16 protein-coding genes and 1 tRNA gene are annotated in these 20,193 nt (G+C 59.2%); 15 read left to right on the top strand and 2 right to left on the bottom strand.

Annotation, left to right across the window (positions count from 1 at the left end; all coding sequences use genetic code 11):
* Positions 1-152 precede the first annotated feature (152 nt).
* The 7 genes from PLJ71_19395 (at position 153) to PLJ71_19425 (ending at position 4,959) form a co-directional block, all read left to right on the top strand.
* Positions 153-229, top strand: a tRNA-Trp gene (locus PLJ71_19395).
* 50 nt (positions 230-279) lie between these two features.
* Complete coding sequence (secE, locus tag PLJ71_19400; GenBank protein ID HQM50857.1) at positions 280-510, top strand: preprotein translocase subunit SecE; 231 nt, start codon at positions 280-282, stop codon at positions 508-510.
* Between the two features lie 12 nt (positions 511-522).
* Complete coding sequence (gene nusG, locus PLJ71_19405) at positions 523-1,476, top strand: transcription termination/antitermination protein NusG (protein ID HQM50858.1); 954 nt, start codon at positions 523-525, stop codon at positions 1,474-1,476.
* A gap of 30 nt (positions 1,477-1,506) precedes the next feature.
* The gene (rplK, locus tag PLJ71_19410) at positions 1,507-1,947 is read left to right on the top strand and encodes a 50S ribosomal protein L11 (protein ID HQM50859.1); all 441 of its coding nucleotides are present in this window, start codon (positions 1,507-1,509) and stop codon (positions 1,945-1,947) included.
* An 89-nt stretch (positions 1,948-2,036) separates the two neighbouring features.
* Positions 2,037-2,750 (top strand): 50S ribosomal protein L1, encoded by a 714-nt coding sequence (gene rplA, locus PLJ71_19415; protein HQM50860.1) that lies wholly within the window; start codon positions 2,037-2,039, stop codon positions 2,748-2,750.
* A 167-nt stretch (positions 2,751-2,917) separates the two neighbouring features.
* The gene (metK, locus tag PLJ71_19420) at positions 2,918-4,075 is read left to right on the top strand and encodes a methionine adenosyltransferase (GenBank protein ID HQM50861.1); all 1,158 of its coding nucleotides are present in this window, start codon (positions 2,918-2,920) and stop codon (positions 4,073-4,075) included.
* A gap of 113 nt (positions 4,076-4,188) precedes the next feature.
* A complete protein-coding gene (locus PLJ71_19425; protein HQM50862.1) occupies positions 4,189-4,959 on the top strand; it encodes a polysaccharide deacetylase family protein in 771 nt (256 codons plus the stop codon).
* 41 nt (positions 4,960-5,000) lie between these two features.
* Here PLJ71_19425 and PLJ71_19430 read toward each other — a convergent pair whose 3' ends face one another.
* Positions 5,001-6,404: a glycoside hydrolase family 30 beta sandwich domain-containing protein gene (locus tag PLJ71_19430; GenBank protein ID HQM50863.1), complete on the bottom strand. Its 1,404-nt coding sequence runs from the start codon at positions 6,402-6,404 to the stop codon at positions 5,001-5,003.
* Positions 6,405-6,796: 392 nt separating this feature from the next.
* Between PLJ71_19430 and PLJ71_19435 the strand changes: the two genes are divergently transcribed.
* The 5 genes from PLJ71_19435 to PLJ71_19455 are packed head-to-tail and all read left to right on the top strand — an operon-like array spanning position 6,797 to position 12,166.
* Positions 6,797-8,575, top strand: a complete 1,779-nt coding sequence (locus PLJ71_19435) for an NAD(P)H-dependent oxidoreductase subunit E (GenBank protein ID HQM50864.1) — start codon at positions 6,797-6,799, stop codon at positions 8,573-8,575.
* Positions 8,576-8,580: 5 nt separating this feature from the next.
* Complete coding sequence (locus PLJ71_19440) at positions 8,581-9,294, top strand: 2Fe-2S iron-sulfur cluster-binding protein (protein HQM50865.1); 714 nt, start codon at positions 8,581-8,583, stop codon at positions 9,292-9,294.
* Between the two features lie 24 nt (positions 9,295-9,318).
* On the top strand, positions 9,319-9,861 hold the full coding sequence (locus PLJ71_19445) for an NADP oxidoreductase (protein HQM50866.1): 543 nt from the start codon (positions 9,319-9,321) through the stop codon (positions 9,859-9,861).
* Between the two features lie 20 nt (positions 9,862-9,881).
* Positions 9,882-11,342, top strand: a complete 1,461-nt coding sequence (locus tag PLJ71_19450; GenBank protein HQM50867.1) for a Ni/Fe hydrogenase subunit alpha — start codon at positions 9,882-9,884, stop codon at positions 11,340-11,342.
* On the top strand, positions 11,339-12,166 hold the full coding sequence (locus PLJ71_19455; protein ID HQM50868.1) for a hydrogenase maturation protease: 828 nt from the start codon (positions 11,339-11,341) through the stop codon (positions 12,164-12,166). Before PLJ71_19450 ends, PLJ71_19455 begins: the two co-directional genes overlap by 4 nt.
* Before the next feature lie 79 nt (positions 12,167-12,245).
* Here the strand turns inward: PLJ71_19455 and uvrA are convergent, their stop codons facing one another.
* The gene (gene uvrA / locus PLJ71_19460) at positions 12,246-15,239 is read right to left on the bottom strand and encodes an excinuclease ABC subunit UvrA (protein HQM50869.1); all 2,994 of its coding nucleotides are present in this window, start codon (positions 15,237-15,239) and stop codon (positions 12,246-12,248) included.
* A 224-nt stretch (positions 15,240-15,463) separates the two neighbouring features.
* Between uvrA and PLJ71_19465 the strand changes: the two genes are divergently transcribed.
* The 3 genes from PLJ71_19465 to PLJ71_19475 form a co-directional block, all read left to right on the top strand.
* On the top strand, positions 15,464-16,165 hold the full coding sequence (locus PLJ71_19465) for an AIM24 family protein (protein HQM50870.1): 702 nt from the start codon (positions 15,464-15,466) through the stop codon (positions 16,163-16,165).
* Positions 16,166-16,497: 332 nt separating this feature from the next.
* Positions 16,498-18,582, top strand: coding sequence for a sulfatase-like hydrolase/transferase (locus tag PLJ71_19470; GenBank protein HQM50871.1), 2,085 nt, complete (start codon positions 16,498-16,500; stop codon positions 18,580-18,582).
* A gap of 267 nt (positions 18,583-18,849) precedes the next feature.
* Positions 18,850-20,193, top strand: a 1,344-nt coding sequence (locus PLJ71_19475; GenBank protein HQM50872.1) for an MBOAT family O-acyltransferase, incomplete at its 3' end; no start/stop codon positions are given.

The raw sequence follows: 20,193 nt of genomic DNA on the forward strand, positions 1-20,193 counted from the left end.
CGCGAGGGCGGCCGGACCGTTGGCGCGGGCGTGGTTACCAAGATTGTCAAGTAACAAGGGCTTTGCGGCCAACCGTTTTTTGAACCGTCTCACGGGACGGTCTATACTAGTAAGGATTGTCTTCGATGCGGGTTGCGGCCCGTTTTTCATGCAGGACTGTAGCTCAATCGGCTAGAGCAGCGGCCTCCAAAGCCGAAGGTTGGGGGTTCGAGTCCCTCCAGTCCTGCCATTGTATCTGTTAGGTATACGGCAGTCATTGCGGTCGTAGCAGGAGCTATTATGGCCAAGGAAGCAGTAGCGGCAGCAGAAAGTACGGGTTTCGTGGCTCGCATCCGCGAGTTCTTCCACGAAGTCAAGGTCGAGATGCGAAAAGTGAGCTGGCCGGCAAAAGATGAAGTCCGGTCATCCACGACAGTGGTGCTTTTCATGCTCGGAATGATGGCGTTCGTCATCGGCATCTACGACAAAGTGTCCGAGTTGTTTGTCTGGTTGCTGCTAAAACTCGGATAGGAGTCTCCATCGGTGTCCGAGGAACAAAATGACAAAATGCCCAAGGGACTCGACGACGAACTCCGAGAACGTCAAACGGAGCGCGCCGCGGAAGATGCCGCGGAGCGCGAGTTTGCGGCGAGCTTTTTCGGCGATGTAAAGAAGGACTCCACCCAGGAAGACGAGGCCGCCGAGGCCGAGGCGCGCAAAGCGTTCACGGAGGATATCCGGAAAGAGCAGCAGGAACAGGACGAGGAAGCGCTCGCCGCTGAACTGCAGGCGCGGCGTTTCCTGGCTGGCGGGTTGGAGGAGGAGGCCCCAAAAGCCGTCGAAAAAGACGCCCGCGTTCACCAAGCCGCCGAGGAAACAGGCGAGAGCGAGGAGGATGAGGAGCCCAAGGAGGATCCCATCCTTGCGAGCCTCAAACCGGACCCCGACGACGGAATTCGGCGGCGGTGGTACGCGTTACACGCCTATTCGGGACAGGAGGGGAATGTACGCAAGAACCTCCTGGTGCAAGCGAAGCAGGAAGGTTTAGAGGACCTGATCGGCGGCGTTCTGGTGCCCATGGAGCAGGTGGCGGAGATCAAGGGCGGCGAGAAGCGGATTTCGAAACGCAAGTTCTTCCCCGGCTATGTGCTGGTGCGGCTTCCCGAACATCCCGAGCGGCAGCCCGAGTTGTGGCACTTGATTAACAACACGCCGGGCGTCAGTGGGTTTATAGGGTCGCGTCACACGCCGGTTCCGCTGGATGATGCCGAAGTAAACTCTATCATCGACGAGATTCGCGGCGAGCGAACCCGCCCGAAACCCAAGGTGAAATTTGAAACGGGTGAACGCGTTAAGATTATCGACGGCCCCTTTTCGAATTTCCTGGGCAACATCGACGAAATCGACGTGGATCGAGGCACTCTGAAAGTCATGGTAGAAATCTTCGAGCGCCTTACGAGCGTAGAGGTCGAGTTTTGGCAGGTAGAAAAGATCTAATTCAAGCTAGACTATGGAGATAACGGTCCGATGGCAAAGGGTAAGAAGGGCAAGAATGTTACGGCAGTGATCAAGCTGCAATGTCCCGCGGGTCAGGCCAATCCGGCGCCGCCGGTGGGTCCCGCATTGGGCCAGCACGGCGTCAATATCATGGATTTCTGCAAGCAGTTCAACGAGCGCACCAAGGACCAGCAAGGCCTGATTATCCCGGTGGTGATCACGGTGTTCGACGACCGGAGCATCTCGTTCATCACAAAGAGTCCGCCGGCGGCCGTGCTGATCAAGCGGGCGGCCAAACTGGCCAAGGCCAGCGGCGAACCCAACCGGACCAAAGTGGGTACGGTTACGCGGGCTCAATTGGAAGAAATCGCGGAAATCAAGAAGAACGATTTGAATGCGGCTGACGTGGATGCGGCGGTGCGGATGCTCGCGGGCACCGCTCGCAGTATGGGCATCTTGGTCGAGAATTGAGGAAAGCGCCTCTCCATCGAGAAGCGTTGCGTTAATCTGTGGCGATTGTGGGAGGGCGTTACGTCCGAGCACCACAAGGAGGAACTAGAATGGCAACAGTGAGCAAGCGCAAGAAAGCCCTGGCGGAAAAACACCTGAAGCGGATCGGATGCACGATCGAGGAAGCCGCCGCCGGCGTAAAAGAGTGCGCCACGGCAAAATTCGACGAGACGATCGAATTGGCATTTACCCTGGGCGTTGACCCGCGCCATGCCGAACAGATGGTGCGCGGCTCGGTGTCGTTGCCTCACGGAACGGGCCGGCACGTCCGCGTCGTTGTTTTCTGCAAAGAGACGGAGCAGATCAATGCGGCAAAACAAGCGGGCGCTCTGGAAGCGGGCGCGGAAGAACTCCTGGCGAAAGTCCAGGGCGGCTGGACGGATTTTGATGTTGCGGTTGCCGCTCCTGACATGATGCGCGACGTGGGCAAACTGGGCAAAGTCTTGGGCCCGCGCGGACTGATGCCCAGCCCCAAGGCAGGAACGGTTACCCCGAAAGTGGGCGAAGCCGTCAGCGAGATCATGAAGGGCAAGATCGACTATCGCGTCGATAAGAACGCCAACATCCATGTACCCGTGGGTAAGGCTTCTTTTACGGCAGAACAGATCAGGGACAATGCCGCCGCGGTCATCGAGTCCGTGGTTAAGGCCCGGCCAGCGGCCTGCAAAGGCGTTTATTTGAAGACTTGCTGTCTGAGCAGCACCATGGGGCCCGGATTCCGCTTGGATGCGCCAAGTTTGGTAACCCAGTTCCGCAGTGCGTGATTTTTGTTAAAGGGTTTTTGACTCTATGTAAGGGCGCACAACGCCGAATGATACGGGCGTGGCGTCCTTTTTCTTGTCGAGGGATGTGTTAACGGGCAGATTTCGCAGTTCGAGCGGCGACGCCAGGATTCCGCAAGCAACGGAAGGAGAGCGCGATGAGTCAGGAGATGAAGGAGATCTTGTTCACGTCGGAATCGGTGACGGAAGGGCACCCGGACAAGGTCGCGGATTTCATATCCGATTCCGTACTGGATGCCCTGTACGAGCAGGATCCCATGAGCCGCGTGGCGTGCGAAACGTTGGTGACTACCGGCTTCTGCGTGATTGCCGGCGAAATCACAACAAAGGCCGTAGTGGATTATCAGCAGGTAGCACGTGATGCGATCCTCGCCATCGGCTACAGAGGGGGGGACTCGGGGTTCGACGGCAGAACGTGCGGCGTGCTGGTCGCGCTTGACAAGCAGTCGCCGGACATTGCGCAGGGCGTAGATTCAGCGCCTGACAAGGAACAGGGCGCGGGCGACCAGGGCATGATGTTCGGCTATGCCTGCAACGAGACCCCCGAATACATGCCGCTGCCCATTTCGCTGGCGCACAAGCTGGGTCTCAGGCTTTCCGAACTTCGGCACAACGGCACGCTTCCCTGGCTGCAACCCGATGGCAAATCACAGGTCACCATAGCATACCGCAACGGCAAGCCGTACCGCATTCATACGATCGTGATTTCAAACCAGCATTCGCCGGACATTTCGCAGAAAGACATCCGCGACGCTGTCATCCGCGAGGTTTGTGAACCCGTTGTTCCGAAAAGCCTGAAGAATGGAGACATCATTTATCACGTCAACCCGACCGGCCGTTTTGTGGTGGGGGGGCCCGTTGGCGACTGCGGGTTGACAGGCCGCAAGATCATCGTCGACACGTATGGCGGGATGGGACGCCACGGCGGCGGCGCGTTCAGCGGCAAGGACCCGTCGAAGGTGGACCGTTCGGCGACTTACATGGCGCGTTACATGGCGAAGAATGTTGTGGCGGCCGGCCTGGCAGAGAGGTGCGAAGTGCAATTGGCTTACGCTATCGGGGTCGCGCGCCCCGTGTCGGTCAATGTGACGACGTTCCGCACCGGCAAAATAGACGATGACGCGCTTTCTGACATTCTGGCCGGCGAGTTCGATTGCCGGCCCGCGGCGATTCTCGAGACGCTCAACCTGCGCACGCCCATTTTCCGCAAGACGACGAACTACGGCCACTTTGGGCGCGAGAATGCAGGTTTGCGCTGGGAAGAGACCGATCGCGCGGAGCGGCTTCGGCAGAAAGCAGGCGTCTGAACAATATGGTATAACCCTTTGCGAGGGAGGCCTTGGATAGAGGCTCTTCCCTCGCAATTCTTTCGTGGTGCATTCCAGAAGAAAGTCCGCGGTTCTCCCAGGAGGTTCACCGCATGCACGGCGGCCGCCATTTCATCGTAGTGTCGGTGTTTTGGGGCATGTTGCTCTTCGCGTTGGGCGCGCCCGGCGATTCCGGCGAAGCCCCCGAGGGGAAGCCGGCCGCCGCCCCGGAGAAGACGGTGTATCTAACCTTTGACGACGGCCCTTCCGAAGTGACACCAGTCATTCTGGACCTGCTCAAAGAGCACGAAGCCGCTGCTACGTTCTTTGTCTGCGGAAATGTTACTGAATTCGGCGACAAGGTTTATAACCGGATTCTCGATGAAGGGCACGCCTTGGGCAATCACACGTTTTCGCATAGTTACAACAAAGTCTATGCGTCAGCCGATACCTTTGAACAAAACGTGGCGCGCCTCGACGACCTGATATACAAATTCACCGGCGCCCGGCCGCGGCTGCTGCGGTTTCCCGGCGGGTCCAACAACCGCATCACAAAAGGGCCTGACGGGAAAAGCATCACCTGCGAGTTGGTAGACCGCTTGGCGAAACAGGGCTATCGCCATTTCGACTGGAATGTGGATTCGTTCGACTACGGCCCTAATGCCAAAGACTCAGATGCGATCGCCAAGACCGTTGTGGCGGGCGTGGTCAAGCGGAGCGAGGCGATTGTTCTGATGCACGACAGTTATCCGCACATGGCAACCGCCAAGGCTTTACCCGTCATTATCCGCGAGTTGCGGTCACAAGGATACGCTTTCAAGGCGCTGTCCGGGGAATCCTTCACGGTGCAGTTTCTCAAACCGTCGCGGCAGGCAGCTGAATAGGCGCGCGACTCGCCGGCGGGGCGTGTGCCAGGAACCGATGTTTATCCTTTGCCGGCGTCGTCCGCCTCGCTGACAGGCCACACAAACGTCGCGGTTGCGCGCGCGGGGACTTCGGCCGCGAATGATCTGCCGCGCCACGCGATGGTAAAGGTACTTGGGTTGCGGTCGGCGTTGGCCACGACAAGGACGATGGTATCGTCGGGATTCAGGAATGCCACGTTGCCGAAGCGCTGGCCCCTGAAAACCGTGGACTCGATGCGCACGGCGTCCCGCTGTATGAACCGCATGAACTGGCCGTACATGCAATAGTCATACCCGAAATAAAGCGTCTTTGTGGCGGTGTTGAGCACGATACACGTGGGCGAGCACGGGTGGGGCCCTGCGTTCGGTTCCCCTTGGTCGTTGATTATCGACACCCATGCATTGTATGAGCGGGACCAGTTGCGCAGAATGTCCATGATAGCGATGGCGCCCGGTGTGCCGAATGTGGAACCTTCCGTAAAATAGATCTGCTTCGACGGGAACATATCGTGCAGGCGCGTCATGGCTTCGGGCCTGCCCTCATAGTGGTGAAACCCCGTACCGTCGATGTACTTGGCCGCCTTGGGGTCTCCCACGACGTTCTTGGGCCATCCCAACGGCTCGAAATTGTGGTCCCAGCACCAGATCTTGGTATCGAGCTTCTGTCGCGCAAACTCGGGGCCAACATGTTCCGCGATGAATTCGGCCTGTTCCTGGGCGGTCCACCGGCACGTAGGATAGGTGGGCGGATTGTAGTCGGGTTCATTCTGCAGCGTGATGGCGTAGATCGGGATGCCCTCGGCCTCGTATGCCGTAATGAATCTGGCGAGGTAACGCGCGTAGACGGCGTAATACTGGGGCTCGAACCGCCCTCCTCCGATGGTTCCGTTCGAGGTCATCCAGCCCGGCGGGCTCCAGGGGGACGCGAAGAAGAGCAGGCCGGGATTCTTCTCGAGCGCCATCTTGAGCACGGGCAAGACGTATTCGCGGTCCTTCTCGATAGAGAAATGCTCGAGTTCCATGTCCCCTGGCACGTCCGCGTAGGTGTACCAGGGGGATGCCGTGAAGTCCGGCGTCCCGATGCAGATGCGCATCAGATTCATTCCGAGGCCGTTTTCGGGGCTGACCAAGCGTTCGACGGCGAGCTCCTGTTCATCGGGGTCAAGCTGGCTGATGTTGTAGCACGTAGCATGCTCGAGGGAAGCGCCCATCCCGAGAATCGTCTGGTACCGGATGGCGTCGTCGATACGGATGTCTGGCGCGGGCGCTTCCGCTCCAAAAGCTGCCGCGGGCTGTTCCGAAAGGGTGTTCTGCATGTCTTCCGAAGAGACCCACCACGCCACGTCAAGGCCCGGGGCTGCCTGTCCCCCGGCGGCCAGAAGGGCCGCGACGACGCTTCTCCCCAACACCGTTGCATACCGCATCCGCTTCATCCTTTTCCCGCATGGACCCGGCAAACGTCTCCATACCCTGCCTGGACCTAGAGTACCACCCCACGGCCCCGGCGCAAAAGGGTTCGAGCGGCGCCAGGCTGCTGACCGGCGCGCACACCCTTCGTGCCCGGTTTGACCGGTGCGGTCCGGCCCGGAAGAGAATCCCTGGCCATGTCTGCGGTTATTCTCGTTCCCGCCGACAGGGCCCCAACAACGATTCTGCTGTGCCTGTGTTGAAATGGCGGTGAAATTGTGATAACGTTCACGATTAGACGGTGGATTCAGTCGTATTCCCCACTTCCTTCGTCTCAGCAGCAGTACAAACCACTGGCTGTCAGTATGTTCCGTAAGCGAAACGGTCGCAACGGTGGAGGCTCGTAAGCATGAGCGATGATTACAGAAAGATCGTCCAGGAAGCTGTCGCGAAATTCGGCAAGGACAAGAAGCGCTTGATGGACATTGCGCGCGCCGTGCATGCCAAGACGGGGCACTTGTCGGAGGACATCGTGGGCACTATTGCCGATGCTCTCGGGTGCCATCGGGTGGAGGTGCGTGACATGACCTCCTTCTTTGCGTTCTTCTCGCGGGAGCCCAAGGGCAAGACGACCATTCGTCTGTGCAACTCCGTGGTGGAGCGCATGAAAGGGGCGGATGCGGTCGCGAAAGCGTTCGAGAAAGCCGTCGGCGTCCGGTTCGGCGAGACAAGTCCCGATGGACTGATCAGCCTCGAATACACGCCATGCATCGGGATGTCTGACCAGGCGCCCGCGGCGCTTGTCGACGGCAAGGTGGTGACCAATATCCGGCCCGAAGACGTGAAATCAATAGTCGACGCCGTCCGCTCGGGCAAACTGCACGAAGGCGGCGATACGAGCGTGAAAGCCGTCGAGTCCAACGTGCGGCTGATGGGGCAAGTCATATTCGCGCCGATGGAGCGTGGCGCGGCGGTTCGCAAGGCCCTGAGCATGAGCCCGGAAGACGTCATCAACGAGATGAACAAGGCGCGGGTCCGCGGGCGCGGCGGCGCGGGGTTTCCGCTCGCCATGAAATGGAGCTTCTGCCGCAAGGCGCAGGGTGGCGCGCATTACATTGTCTGCAACGGTGACGAAGGCGAGCCCGGCACATTCAAGGACCGCGTGATCCTGACCGAGTGTCCGGACCTGATGTTTGAAGGATTGACGATTGCGGGATACGCGGTAGGCGCCAAGGAGGGGTACTTCTACCTTCGCGGCGAATATGAATATCTGCTGCCCCACCTGGAGCAGGTGTTGGCGAAGCGCCGCCGCATGGGGCTTCTGGGTGAAAACGTATGCGGCTATGAGGGATTCGATTTCGACATCCGGATTCAAATGGGCGCCGGCGCCTATATCTGCGGCGAGGAGTCGGCACTCATCGAGTCGCTCGAAGGGAAACGGGGCGCGCCGCGCGACAGACCCCCGTTCCCAGTCCAGAAAGGCTACCTCGACCAGCCGACCAGCGTGAACAACATCGAAACATTGTGCTGCGCCGCCCGCATTATGGAACATGGAGCGGACTGGTTTGCCGCGATGGGCACGAAGGATTCGACGGGCACCAAGTTGCTCAGCGTATCCGGCGACTGCGAATTTCCCGGCGTGTATGAGGTCGAGTACGGCATAACAGTCGAGAAACTCCTCGAGATGGTTGGCGGCGCGGATGCGCAGGCTGTCCAGATCGGCGGGCCGTCGGGACAGTGCATCGCGTCCAAGGATTTTGGCCGCAGCATTTGTTTCGAGGATCTGCCTACCGGCGGCTCGACCATCGTCTTCGGCAAGAACCGGGATTTGCTCGAGTGCATGGAGGGGTTCCTCGAATTCTTCGTCGAGGAGTCGTGCGGTTGGTGCGCGCCGTGCCGCGCGGGCACGGTCATCATGAAGATGCAGTTTGAGAAGATTCTCAAGGGCCGAGGCACCCGCGAGGACCTCAAGAAGCTGGAAGACACCGCCAACACGGTGAAGTTCATGAGCCGTTGCGGATTGGGCCAGACCGCGTGCAATCCGGTGCTGACGACGTTGCGCAACTTCCCGGCCCTGTACGAGGCCCGGATCAAGCCGGAAGAGTTCATTCCGGCGTTCGATATCAAGGATGCCATGAAGGAAGCGTGCTCCATCACCGGGCAGAAACCGCACGAGCTGGAGGTATGATTGGGATGAGCAAGAACACGGTGAATATCATCATTGACGGTGTCGAAGTCCAGGCGCACGAAGGGCAAACCATCCTTCAGGCCGCTGATGACGCCGGTATCTATATCCCACGGCTGTGCTATCTGAAAGAGCTGGTCCCGGGCGGCCACTGCCGGGTCTGCACGGTCAAGGTCAACGGCCGTCCCGCCAGCGCATGCACCTTCCCCGCAAGCGAGGGTCTCGTCATCGAAAATGACACGGAAGAGATGACGACGTTTCGGCGGAACGTGGTCGAGATGCTGTTTGCGGAAGGCAACCACGTGTGCCCGTCCTGCGAAGCGAGCGGCAACTGCGAATTGCAGGCGATGGCGTATCGCCTGGGCTTGTTGGCCATAACACTGCCGTTCCTGCGCAAACCGCGCGAGCTGGACGCGACGCACCCGGACGTCTACATCGACCGCGATCGCTGCATTCTCTGCGGCCGTTGCGCCCGGGCCTCGGTAGCCGAAGGCAAACGGGTGTTCGGTTTCGAGGGCCGCGGCATCAACAAGCGTATCGCGGTGGATGGCGTCCACGGGCTCAAGGAAACCGATTTGAAGGCCGCCGACAAGGCTGCCCGCGCGTGCCCGACCGGGTGCCTCACGTTGAAGCGCACGGGATGGAAGGTGCCCGTCGGCGAGCGTCTTTACGACAAGACCCCTATCGGAAGCGATATCGAGCAGAAGCAGCCGGTAGGCTGAACGATTCAGGAAAGGGTAGACACCATGGCGAAGCCACTAGTAGCAACCGCCCCCTTTACGGGCTGTTTCGGTTGTCATATGTCCCTGTTGGACATCGATGAGCGGATCCTCGATCTGGTCGAGTTGGTGGAGTTCAGCAAGTCGCCCATCAACGACATCAAGACGTTTACGCGCCCCGTCGATGTCGGGCTCCTGGAAGGGGGCATCAGCAACGACGAGAACTACGAGCAATTGAAGCTGTTTCGCAAGCACTGCAAGATTCTCATCTCGGTGGGGCAGTGCGCCATTACCGGAGGCGTTCCGGCATACCGAAATACGGTGCCCTTGAAAGAGTGTTTCGAAGAAGCCTATTTGAAGGGTCCGACGGTCGTCGACGGCGGCCAGTTTCCAAATGATCCGGATATCCCGATCATGCTGGACAAGGTCTATCCTTGCCACGAGATCGTCAAGATAGACTATTTCCTTCCGGGCTGCCCGCCTTCGGCGGATACCCTTTGGGCGGCGCTCACTGCGTTGCTGACCGGGAAGGATGTCGGGCTGCCTTACGAACTGATTAAATACGACTGACCGCCCTGGAGGCAAACATCATGGCAAAAACCGCAAGCAACGGAAAACGGAAGATCGTGATCAACCCGGTGACCCGTATCGAAGGCCACGGCAAAGTCACCATTGTGATGGACAAAGACAACAACGTCGAACAGGCGCGGTTCCACATCATCGAGTTCCGCGGGTTCGAGCGTTTTGCCAAGGGCCGGTTCTATTGGGAAGCCCCGGTCATGGTGCAGCGCCTGTGCGGCATCTGCCCGGTGAGCCACCATCTGGCCGGCGCCAAAGCCACCGATATGATCGTGGGCGTCGACAAGATCCCCGTCACGGCGGAGAAAATGCGCCGCCTGATGCACTACGGCCAGATGTACCAGTCGCACGCCCTGCATTTCTTCCACCTGGCCTCGCCCGATTTGCTGTTCGGGTTCGATGCGCCGGTCGAGAAGCGCAACGTGGTCGGGGTGATTGAGGCCGACCCCGAGACCGCCAAGAAAGCGGTCCTGATGCGCAAGTTCGGCCAGGAGGTCATCAAGGCGACGGGCGGCAAAAAGGTGCATCCCACGGGGGCGATCCCCGGCGGCATCAACAAAAACCTCTCGCTCGCCGAGCGCGACGCCCTCAAGAAGGACGCTGACACCATGGTCGAGTGGGCGGTCGAGGCCCTCGAACTCTGCAAGAAGATCACCAGAGGAAACCTCGATTTCCTTTTGGGGTTCGGCAGTTTCGACTCGAATCACGTGTCTATCGTGCGTGAAGACGGCTGCATGGACCTGTACGACGGCAAACTTCGCGCCATTGACGCGCAGGGCGAGAAGATCTTCGACATGGTCGAGCCGCTCGAGTACGCCGATTACCTCGGCGAAGAAGTGCGGCCCTGGAGCTACATGAAGTTCCCGCACATCCGTTCGCTGGGCAAGGAAAAGGGCTGGTATCGCGTGGGACCTCTCTCGCGGGTCAATTGCTGCGATTTCATCGACACCGAGCTCGCCGAGAAAGCCCGTCAGGAGTTCATGGCGCTCAACAACGGCAAGCCCGTCAATGCGAGCATGGCCTACCATTGGGCGCGCCTCATCGAGCTCCTGCATTCGGCCGAAAAGATCAGGGAATTGCTCGATGACCCGGACCTGCAGGGAACAAACCTCGTGGCCCAGGGCAAGAAACGTTCTAAAGGCGTAGCCTGGATTGAAGCGCCGCGCGGCACCCTGTTCCACCACTACGAAATAGACACCGAGACGGACCAGATCACGCTCGCGAACCTCATTGTCTCGACGACCAGCAACAACGAGCCCATGAACCGTACGGTGAAGACCATTGCCGAGCAGCACCTCAAGGGTAAGAGCGCAAACGAAATCACGGAAGGCCTGCTGAACCATATCGAAGTGGGTATCCGTGCATATGACCCGTGCCTGAGTTGCGCCACCCATGCCCTTGGAAAGATGCGGCTGCACGTGGAACTGGTCGGCGCGGAAGGCAATGTTATTGACGAGAAATTCCGCGGGTGAGCGAATCGCGTGTGTTAGTCCTCGGGTACGGAAACCCGGGGCGGCAGGATGACGGGCTCGGCCCGGCGATTGCCGAGGCGGTGGAAGCGTGGGGTGTGCCCAACGTTACAACAGACACCCCCTATCAGTTGAATATCGAGGACGCGGCCACGCTTGCCGAACATGATCTCGTCATGTTCGTGGATGCCAGCGTGGACGCGGAGGAACCCTACTCGCTGAAACGGATCGCGCCGGCGGCGGAGATCACGTTCACGAGCCACAGCGTTTCGCCGGAGTCCGTGTTGGCCCTGTGCCATGAGCACTTCCACACAGAGCCGGAAGCGTATGTCCTAGCCGTGCGCGGGTATGCGTTCGAATTTGAAGAGGGCCTGACTCCCAGGGCCCGCGAGAATATGGCGAGTGCTTTAGCATGCGTCCAGTCGTTGATACGGGCGTGTAAGGAGACAAGCATGGACAGTAAGAAAACGATTCTTGCCATTGACGATGATCCCGATATTCGCGCGACCTTACGTATTGTGCTCGAGGCCGAAGGGTTTTCCGTGGGCGAGGCAGCTAACGGTGAAGAAGGCCTCAAGGCCATCGAGCGCGTGAAACCAGACGCTATCATTGTCGATCTGATGATGGAAAACGTGGACTCCGGCAGCACGGTGGCCCAGAAGTTGAAGGAAAGCGGCTACAAAGGCCCCGTGTACATGTTGAGTTCGGCGGGCGATACGGTGCGTTACAACATAGACGCGCGCGAGCTGGGCCTGGCGGGGATCTTCCAGAAACCCATCGATCCCAAGATGCTGGTCTCTACCCTGAAAACCAAGCTCAAGGTATAGTCAATTTCTTTCGAGGCGGGATGTACGCCACACGCCGGGAAACGGAGGATGAGCCGTTTTCCGGCGTGTTTACTTCTCCTCACGCCTTGTTTGGCAACACGTTTCGGAGGTGCAATCCCGTGTATGACGCATGGTTTCCCGCGAGTGCTTCCGGAACGCCTGCCGCCACAACCTCGCCGCCCTTGTCGCCGCCTTCGGGGCCGAGGTCGATGATCCAGTCGGCGGTTTTGATGACGTCAAGGTTGTGCTCGATGACGACAACGGTGTTCCCGTGCTCAACCAGGCGGTGCAAGACCTCCAGGAGCTTGTCGACGTCCACGGCATGGAGGCCCGTGGTGGGCTCATCGAGAATGTAGAGGGTCCTGCCGGTCTGGCGTTTTGAAAGCTCCGTCGCCAGTTTCACGCGCTGTGCCTCGCCGCCCGACAGCGTGGTGGCCGGCTGGCCCAGCTTGATGTAGCCCAGACCCACATCAAGCAACGTACTGAGCTTGGAATGAACCGCGGGGACGTTCCGGAAGAAGGCGCACCCTTCCTCGACGGTCATATCGAGCACATTGGCGATGCTGTTGCCGCGATAGAGGATCTCGAGGGTGTCGCGGTTGTAACGATGGCCCCGGCACTCCTCGCAGGGCACATACACGTCCGGCAGGAAATGCATCTCGATCTGGATGACCCCATCGCCCTGGCACGCTTCGCACCGGCCTCCTTTCACGTTGAAACTGAAACGCCCGGGTCTGTAGCCCCGCGCCCGGGCCTCGGGCACTTTGCTGAAGAGTTCGCGGATCGGCGAGAACAGGCCCGTGTACGTCGCTGGATTGGACCGCGGCGTGCGCCCGATGGGCGACTGGTCAATGTCGATGACCTTGTCGAGATGCTCGAGGCCCTCGATCCGGTCGTGTTTGCCCGGGCGGACGCGAACCGAGTCGTAGATCTGACGGATGGCGGCCGGGTAGAGGGTTTCGTTGATGAGGCTTGACTTGCCCGAGCCCGATACCCCGGTGACGCACGTGAAGATGCCCAGGGGAATCTCAACATCGATGTGTTTGAGGTTGTTGTGTTCCGCGCCCCACACCTTGAGGGTCTTGCCGTTGGATTTCCGGCGCTGTTGGGGCACCCGAATCTTGAATCTCCCCGAAAGGAATTGGCCTGTCAGCGAGTTCTTGTTTGCCGCGACCTGCTGTGGAGTGCCCTGCGCGACGATCTGTCCTCCGTGCACGCCGGCCCCGGGCCCCAGGTCGATCACGTGATCGGCCCTGCGGATGGTTTCTTCGTCGTGCTCGACGACAATTACCGTGTTTCCGAGGTCGCGCATGCGCTCGAGGGTGGCGATGAGTTTCCTGTTGTCGCGCTGGTGCAGGCCGATGCTGGGTTCGTCGAGAATGTACAGCACGCCCATCAGCCCCGAGCCAATCTGCGTGGCCAGCCGGATGCGTTGCGACTCGCCCCCTGAAAGGGTCCCGGCGTTCCGGTCGAGGGAGAGATAATCCAGCCCTACACTGACCAGGAACGTCAGGCGCTCGTGGATTTCCTTCATTACGCGCGCGGCGATCATTCGCCGGGTCTTGTCCAACTCGAGGTTATCGAAAAAGACCAGAGCTTCGCGAATCGAAAGCGCCGTGACGTCCATGATGGTCTTGCCCGCAATCGTCACCGACCGCGATTCCGGCCGCAGGCGCGCCCCGCCGCAATCCGTGCAGGGCCGCGAGGACATGAACTGGCTGATCATGTCGCGGGCGCGGTTGGAGTCCGTGTCGCGGTAGCGCCGCTCGAGATTGGGGATGACTCCCTCGAACGGACGCTGCACTTCATACGTGCTGTTCCGTCCCGAGTAGGTGAAGTCGATGACCTCGTCGTCCGAACCATAGAGTACGATCTGCTGGAAATCCTCGGGCAGGTCCTCCCAGGAGGTGTCCGTATCCTGGCCGTAATGGCTGCACACGCACCGCAACGCGTGGCGGTACATGCCGTCGAGCACGCGCCGCATGCTCCAGGGCCGCACGGCTCCCCCTCCGATGGAGAGCGCCCTGTCGGGAACCACGAGGTCGGGATCGATCTCAATCACCGTGCCCAGGCCCGTGCATGTCGGGCAGGCGCCGTGGGGGTTGTTGAACGAGAACATGCGCGGGGTCAATTCCTCGAAGCTCAGGCCGCAGTCGATGCAGGCGAAGTGTTCGCTCTGCAACACCTCGCTCACGTGCTTATCGGGGGTCTCGCGCCAGATTCGTATGATGCCCTCGCCCAGCTTGAGGCAGGCCTCGACCGAATCCGTCAAACGCCGGCCGATGCCTTCCTTGACGACCAAGCGGTCGACGACCACGTCGATGTCGTGCTTGACGTACCGTTCGAGGTCGATGTCGTCGTCCACGGTGCGGAATTCGCCGTCGACCCGCACCCGCACGTATCCCCGCCGCTTGATGTCTTCAAAGGCTTTCTGATAGGTGCCTTTGCGCTGCCGGACCACCGGGGCCATCAACTGAACGCGCGTACCCTCGGGCAAGGCTTTGATCCCGTCGACGATGGTCTGGGGGGTCTGCGACTGGATGGGCTTGCCGCAATTGTAGCAGTGCGGCGTGCCGATCCTGGCGAACAGGAGGCGCAGGTAGTCGTAAATCTCGGTTACGGTGCCCACGGTCGAGCGCGGGTTCCGGTGGGTGGTCTTCTGTTCGATCGAAATGGCGGGGCTGAGCCCGTCGATCGAGTCGACGTCCGGTTTCTCCATTTGTTCAAGGAATTGGCGGGCGTATGCCGAGAGGCTCTCGACGTACCGGCGCTGGCCTTCCGCATAAATGGTGTCGAACGCGAGGCTCGATTTTCCCGACCCGCTCAGGCCCGTGATCACAACCAGCTTGTCGCGGGGAATGGTCACGTTCAGGTTCTTGAGATTGTGCTCGCGCGCGCCTTTTATAATGATGCTGTCGCGAGACTTCACGCTGGGAACGGAAACGTCGTCTTTGCCTGAATTGCGTCTTCCCGCAGCGGCATTCCGCGAGGCCGGACGGCGTTTCGGCGTAAGCGCCGCGGGCTTGGGTCCGTTTTTCCGGGTTTTCCCCGTCGATTTGGGTGTTGTGGGCATAGAAACAGGTGTTGACTCCTGGAAACTGGCCTTGATGCTGTCCCGCCGTGCGCGCTCCCGCACCAATCACGGGACAGCACAGGATCATAGCGAATTTCGGGGCCTCAATGCTATTCTCACGGCTTAAACGGAGGTCCCGCCAATTACCGCTGATCCGCGCGGCTCTGGTATGCTGCCGGAGGGAGTGGATAGACCGTCATTGAGCGGAGATGGGAAGGTGCGGCATGGATAACAGGTATTCCATACGGGAATTCGTGGAGCAGACGGGGCAGCGCGACCTCGGACAGGGCGAGTTCGAATTGGAGCGCGACCGCCTGCTGGAAATCAACCTGAACGGCGCTGTGTGGACCAAAATGGGCTCCATGATTGCCTACGCGGGCGCCATCAAATTCACACGTGAAGGCATCCTCGAGCACGGTCTGGGCAAACTGCTCAAGAAGTCCGTGACCGGAGAAGGCGCCCAATTGACAAAGGCCGAGGGTCAGGGCCGGCTCTACTTGGCGGACCAAGGCAAGAAGATCTCGATTCTCAATCTCCAGGGTGAGTCTATCTATGTGAATGGCAATGACTTACTAGCGTTTCAGACGGGTATCCAATGGGACATCAAGCTCATGCGGCGGGTAACGGCGATGTTGGCGGGCGGATTGTTCAATGTCCGGCTCGAGGGCGGCGGCCTGGCTGCCATCACCACGCATTACGATCCGTTGACGCTAAGGGTTACGCCGAACCAGCCGGTTGTCACTGACCCGAATGCAACGGTGGCCTGGTCGGGCAACCTGGAGCCCGAGTTCAAGGCGGATGTCTCGCTGAAGACTTTCTTCGGGCGCGGCAGCGGTGAATCCATACAGATGTCGTTTCGAGGCGACGGCTTTGTTGTCGTGCAGCCATACGAGGAGGTCCCTTTCCAGGGCAGCAGCGGAGGCTGATGCCTGCCCCTTCGGGATTCTAAGACCCGGCAGGGGTGTTTACTTGATTGATTTCACCAGAAAACGAGCCGGATTCTGCCGGGGCCGACAAGCAGGGCCCAGTATGGGGCCCGGCGCAGTCTTGTCAGGCAGGGCGTGGACAGGCCTTCGGCGAAATTGGCTCCCCGAAGGCCGCACAATCCCCGGACCTTTGATATCATGCTGAACTGGATGACACAAGCAGGAACATACAGGTCTTGGCAGACCCCCTCAGGGGCGTATGCGTAATTCCATGACTTGGGGCATTTCCCCGTGCATTGCGTTCGAAAAAGCCAATACCATTGGAGCGAAAGATGCGAAGAACCAGAGAAAGCATTGAGGGCGATTCAGAGTCGAAGCTTACTGTGAGCCGGTGCGTTCATCTTGCCGTGGCTGTCTTTCTTATAGCCGGAGCGGTGGATTCGCTTATCGTCCTCGCCTCCGACCTCGCTGGCCAGGGGAATTTCCTGAGCGTCTTTGGCCAGCTGGCGGTTACGGGGGCCCTGGCGCTGTTTGGTTTCGTCCTCGCGAGCCTTGCTTTGGTTTTGGCGGCGGTATTGACGGGTCGACGGCCGATTGATGCCCGTCTGCTCATCGCTTTCGCAGCTGGCTTTCTCTTCTTCATTGCTGTTGTGCTTGCCGCCGGCCTGAACAGTTTCTCGGAAATCAGGCAAAACCTTGCGTTTGGAGCCACCAGGCTGTTTATAGGACTTGCCGCAGCGTTGTTTACCGGAGTAATTGTCTGGCGGCTTCTGCATTCTGAAAAAGCAACGTGGTTATCCGCAGGCAGGTCCGTCTTCATTCTGGCGCTTCTAGGTCCAATCCTCACCCTGGCCGCAGGTGCCATTGTTGCGCTTAAGGCACCGGGGCCTGAGAAATGTGCGTTACCTGTCCTGCTCGTTCTGGGCGCGTCGGTGGCGTTCCTCCTTCTGCCGTTGCCTGCGGCTTTTCGCAACCTTCGTACGACAATGGTTCTCTTTCTTGTGGTTGCCACGGTAGGGGTGTCAGCAGGCTTAAGCATTCGTCAATTCCAGAGAATCGGACCGCCTCCTCACCCTGTTGACAAGACGGCGCCGAAGGCCATCCCTAGAATCGTCCTTATAACAATCGATACGCTCCGGCGCGATGCCGTAGGGGCGTACGATGGCAACGTTGAAACCCCGGAAATCGATGCCTTGGCAAAGGAAAGCACCCTGTTTGTCAACGCTTACAGCGCATCGCCGTGGACCGTCCCGTCGTTCGTTTCCATGTTTACTGGCGTCGGCGCCGACATACATGGCACAAATAAACACGTGGCCCCCGTGCCGGAATGCTACCCAACGTTGGCGGAAATCCTGACCTCCTCCGGCTACAATACCGTCGCGATCGGGCGCCATCCAAATTTGCTTCGCATGGGACGGGGTTTCTCTACGTATGACTTCCATCCTCGAATATTGCCATGGCACCGCGAAAGTGTTGGAAGCAAACTTCTCTGGAAGGTGCTTTACGAAGCGATGGCTACGAGCGCCCTGACCGATCGCGCTTGCGCATGGCTCGAACAGAACAAAGACAAGGAATTCTTCCTCTGGGTTCACTACATCGAGCCGCACATACCCTACGAGCCGCCGCGGTCTTACGTAGAGGGCAGCCCAGGTGTGGACATATACGGAACAAAATTTGCGGACGATGTCCCTGTTCGATGCGGTACCGCTGCTCAGACCCCGGAAGAAAGAGAATGGATGCACGGACTATACAACGGGTGTGTGCGGTTCACGGACGCAGAGGTCGGGCGCATGCTGGACTGTCTCAAGTCGCTCGGTCTTTATGACGGCACCCTGCTCGTGCTGACCACAGACCATGGGGAAGAGTTCTGGGACCACGATGGATGGGAACACGGCCACACGCTTTACAACGAGCTGGTGAAGGTCCCCTTCCTTGTTCGCCTTCCGGGCCAGAGAGAGCAGAAGAGCATTATCACACCCGTTACCAACGCGAGTATCATGCCCACGCTACTCGACCTGTGCGGCATCCCGGCCCCCGAAAGCGTTTCCTTCACTGTCCCTTCCCTGGCACGCGCCTGCTCAGGGGATGAACCGCAGGCCGAGCCCATTTTTATCTCCAAGACATACATCCTTGAACCCCGGGAAGCCGTCGTTTTTGACCACTATAAGTTCATTCGGCGCATCTTCACTGGGCGGGTCGAGCTCTATGATCTCGATAAGGATCCTCAAGAACAGCACAACATAGCTTCTCTTGAGCAGGCAATCGTAGACAAGGGGACCGCGCTCTTGACTGAACGCGCGGAATTCCGACAGGCATATCAGGCCAAAACCGCCGCGCAGTCACATCCCGAGGGTGGCGATACCACCATAGATAGAGCCCTCCAAGAGCAACTCCGCAACATCGGCTATGTTGACTGATTCGCTCTCGCTTGAGCGGAGTGTTTCGGGGGTTGCACACGCAACTCATTGGCATTCCAAGGACATGATGCGTGATTGCTGCCCGCGCGCGAAGGCGGATCTTGCCGGTGAGGCGCGTCGAGGGGGCGTCCGCGCCCTGCTCTGCGAAGAGGAGATCATCATGCCCGAGGCAAGAGGTGTACCGGCACGGAGCCATTGACAATGCCCTATCCGCTCTCCTATAGTTCCGCCGCTTGTCGTACGGGACATAAGCAGGCGTGACCGCCGATGCTTTTTAATTCGCTTCAATTCGTCGTCTTTTTCCCCATCGTAGTGATGGTGTACTTTGCGCTCCCCTTCCGTTTCCGGTGGGCATTTCTGCTGGCCGCGAGCTATTACTTTTATGGATGCTGGAGGGCCAACTACCTGGTACTCCTTTTCGCTTCCACGATTCTCGATTACGTGGCCGGCCTGGGTATCGGCAGCACCAACAACCCCCGCGTGCGAACGCTCTTCCTCCTGATGAGCCTGATCGGCAATTTCGGGATGCTGTTCACATTCAAGTATTTCAATTTTTTCACGTCGAATTTCGAGTTCCTTTTCGATTTTTATAGAATCCCGAAGCCCGCGCTTCAGGTGTTGTTGCCGGTGGGCATTTCGTTCTACACGTTCCAGACCCTGAGCTATACCATCGACGTCTACCGCGGGGAACAGAAGCCGGAACGTCACTTCGGATACTTCGCCCTGTATGTGACGTTCTTCCCGCAGTTGGTTGCAGGGCCCATCGAACGCTCCACCCGTCTTCTCCCCCAGTTCTTCGTGAAGCACGACTTCGACTACGAGCGCCTGCGGAGCGGCCTGTTGATCATGATGGTGGGATTCTTCAAGAAGCTGGTGATTGCCGACCGCTTATCGATCTATGTCGACGAGGTTTATAACAATCCTGGCAAGTACCATGGGTTGCCGGTCATCGCGGCAACCTACTTCTTCGCGTTCCAGATCTTCTGCGACTTCGCCGGGTACTCGGACATCGCCATCGGCTCGGCCCGCATCATGGGATTTGAGCTGATGCAGAATTTCAGGCGGCCGTATTTCGCCACGTCAATTTCCGATTTCTGGCGCCGATGGCACATCTCGCTATCGACCTGGATGCGCGACTATCTCTACATCGCCTTGGGCGGCAACCGCGTATCGAAACTCAAGTGGTACCGCAACCTGATTCTTACGTTCGTTTTGAGCGGCCTGTGGCACGGGGCCGCATGGACCTTCGTAATCTGGGGGTTTTTCCACGGCGCCTGCCTGGTCACGAGCATCCTGACGATGCCGGCGAGAACCCGGTTCCACGAGTTTACCGGCTTGGCGCGCATGCCCCGCGTGCATCATCTCTGGCAGATATTCGTAACGTTTCACCTGGTGCTCTTCTCGTGGGTACTATTCCGGGCACACAGCATGGCCGACTTTGCCACTCTGATCCGGGCGATGTTCCGCGACTTCCGCCTCTTCGATCCCGCGCTGTTCCTGCCGATGAACTCGAAGGAAGTTGTTACGGGGATCGCGGCCATTTTTCTCATGGAATTCTTCCACCTTTGTGAAAGCCGCGGCTCCGTCGAACAGTGGCTCTACCGCCGCACT

It is taken from the genome of Candidatus Hydrogenedentota bacterium, from assembly GCA_035416745.1.
Classification (GTDB): Bacteria; Hydrogenedentota; Hydrogenedentia; order Hydrogenedentales; family SLHB01; genus UBA2224.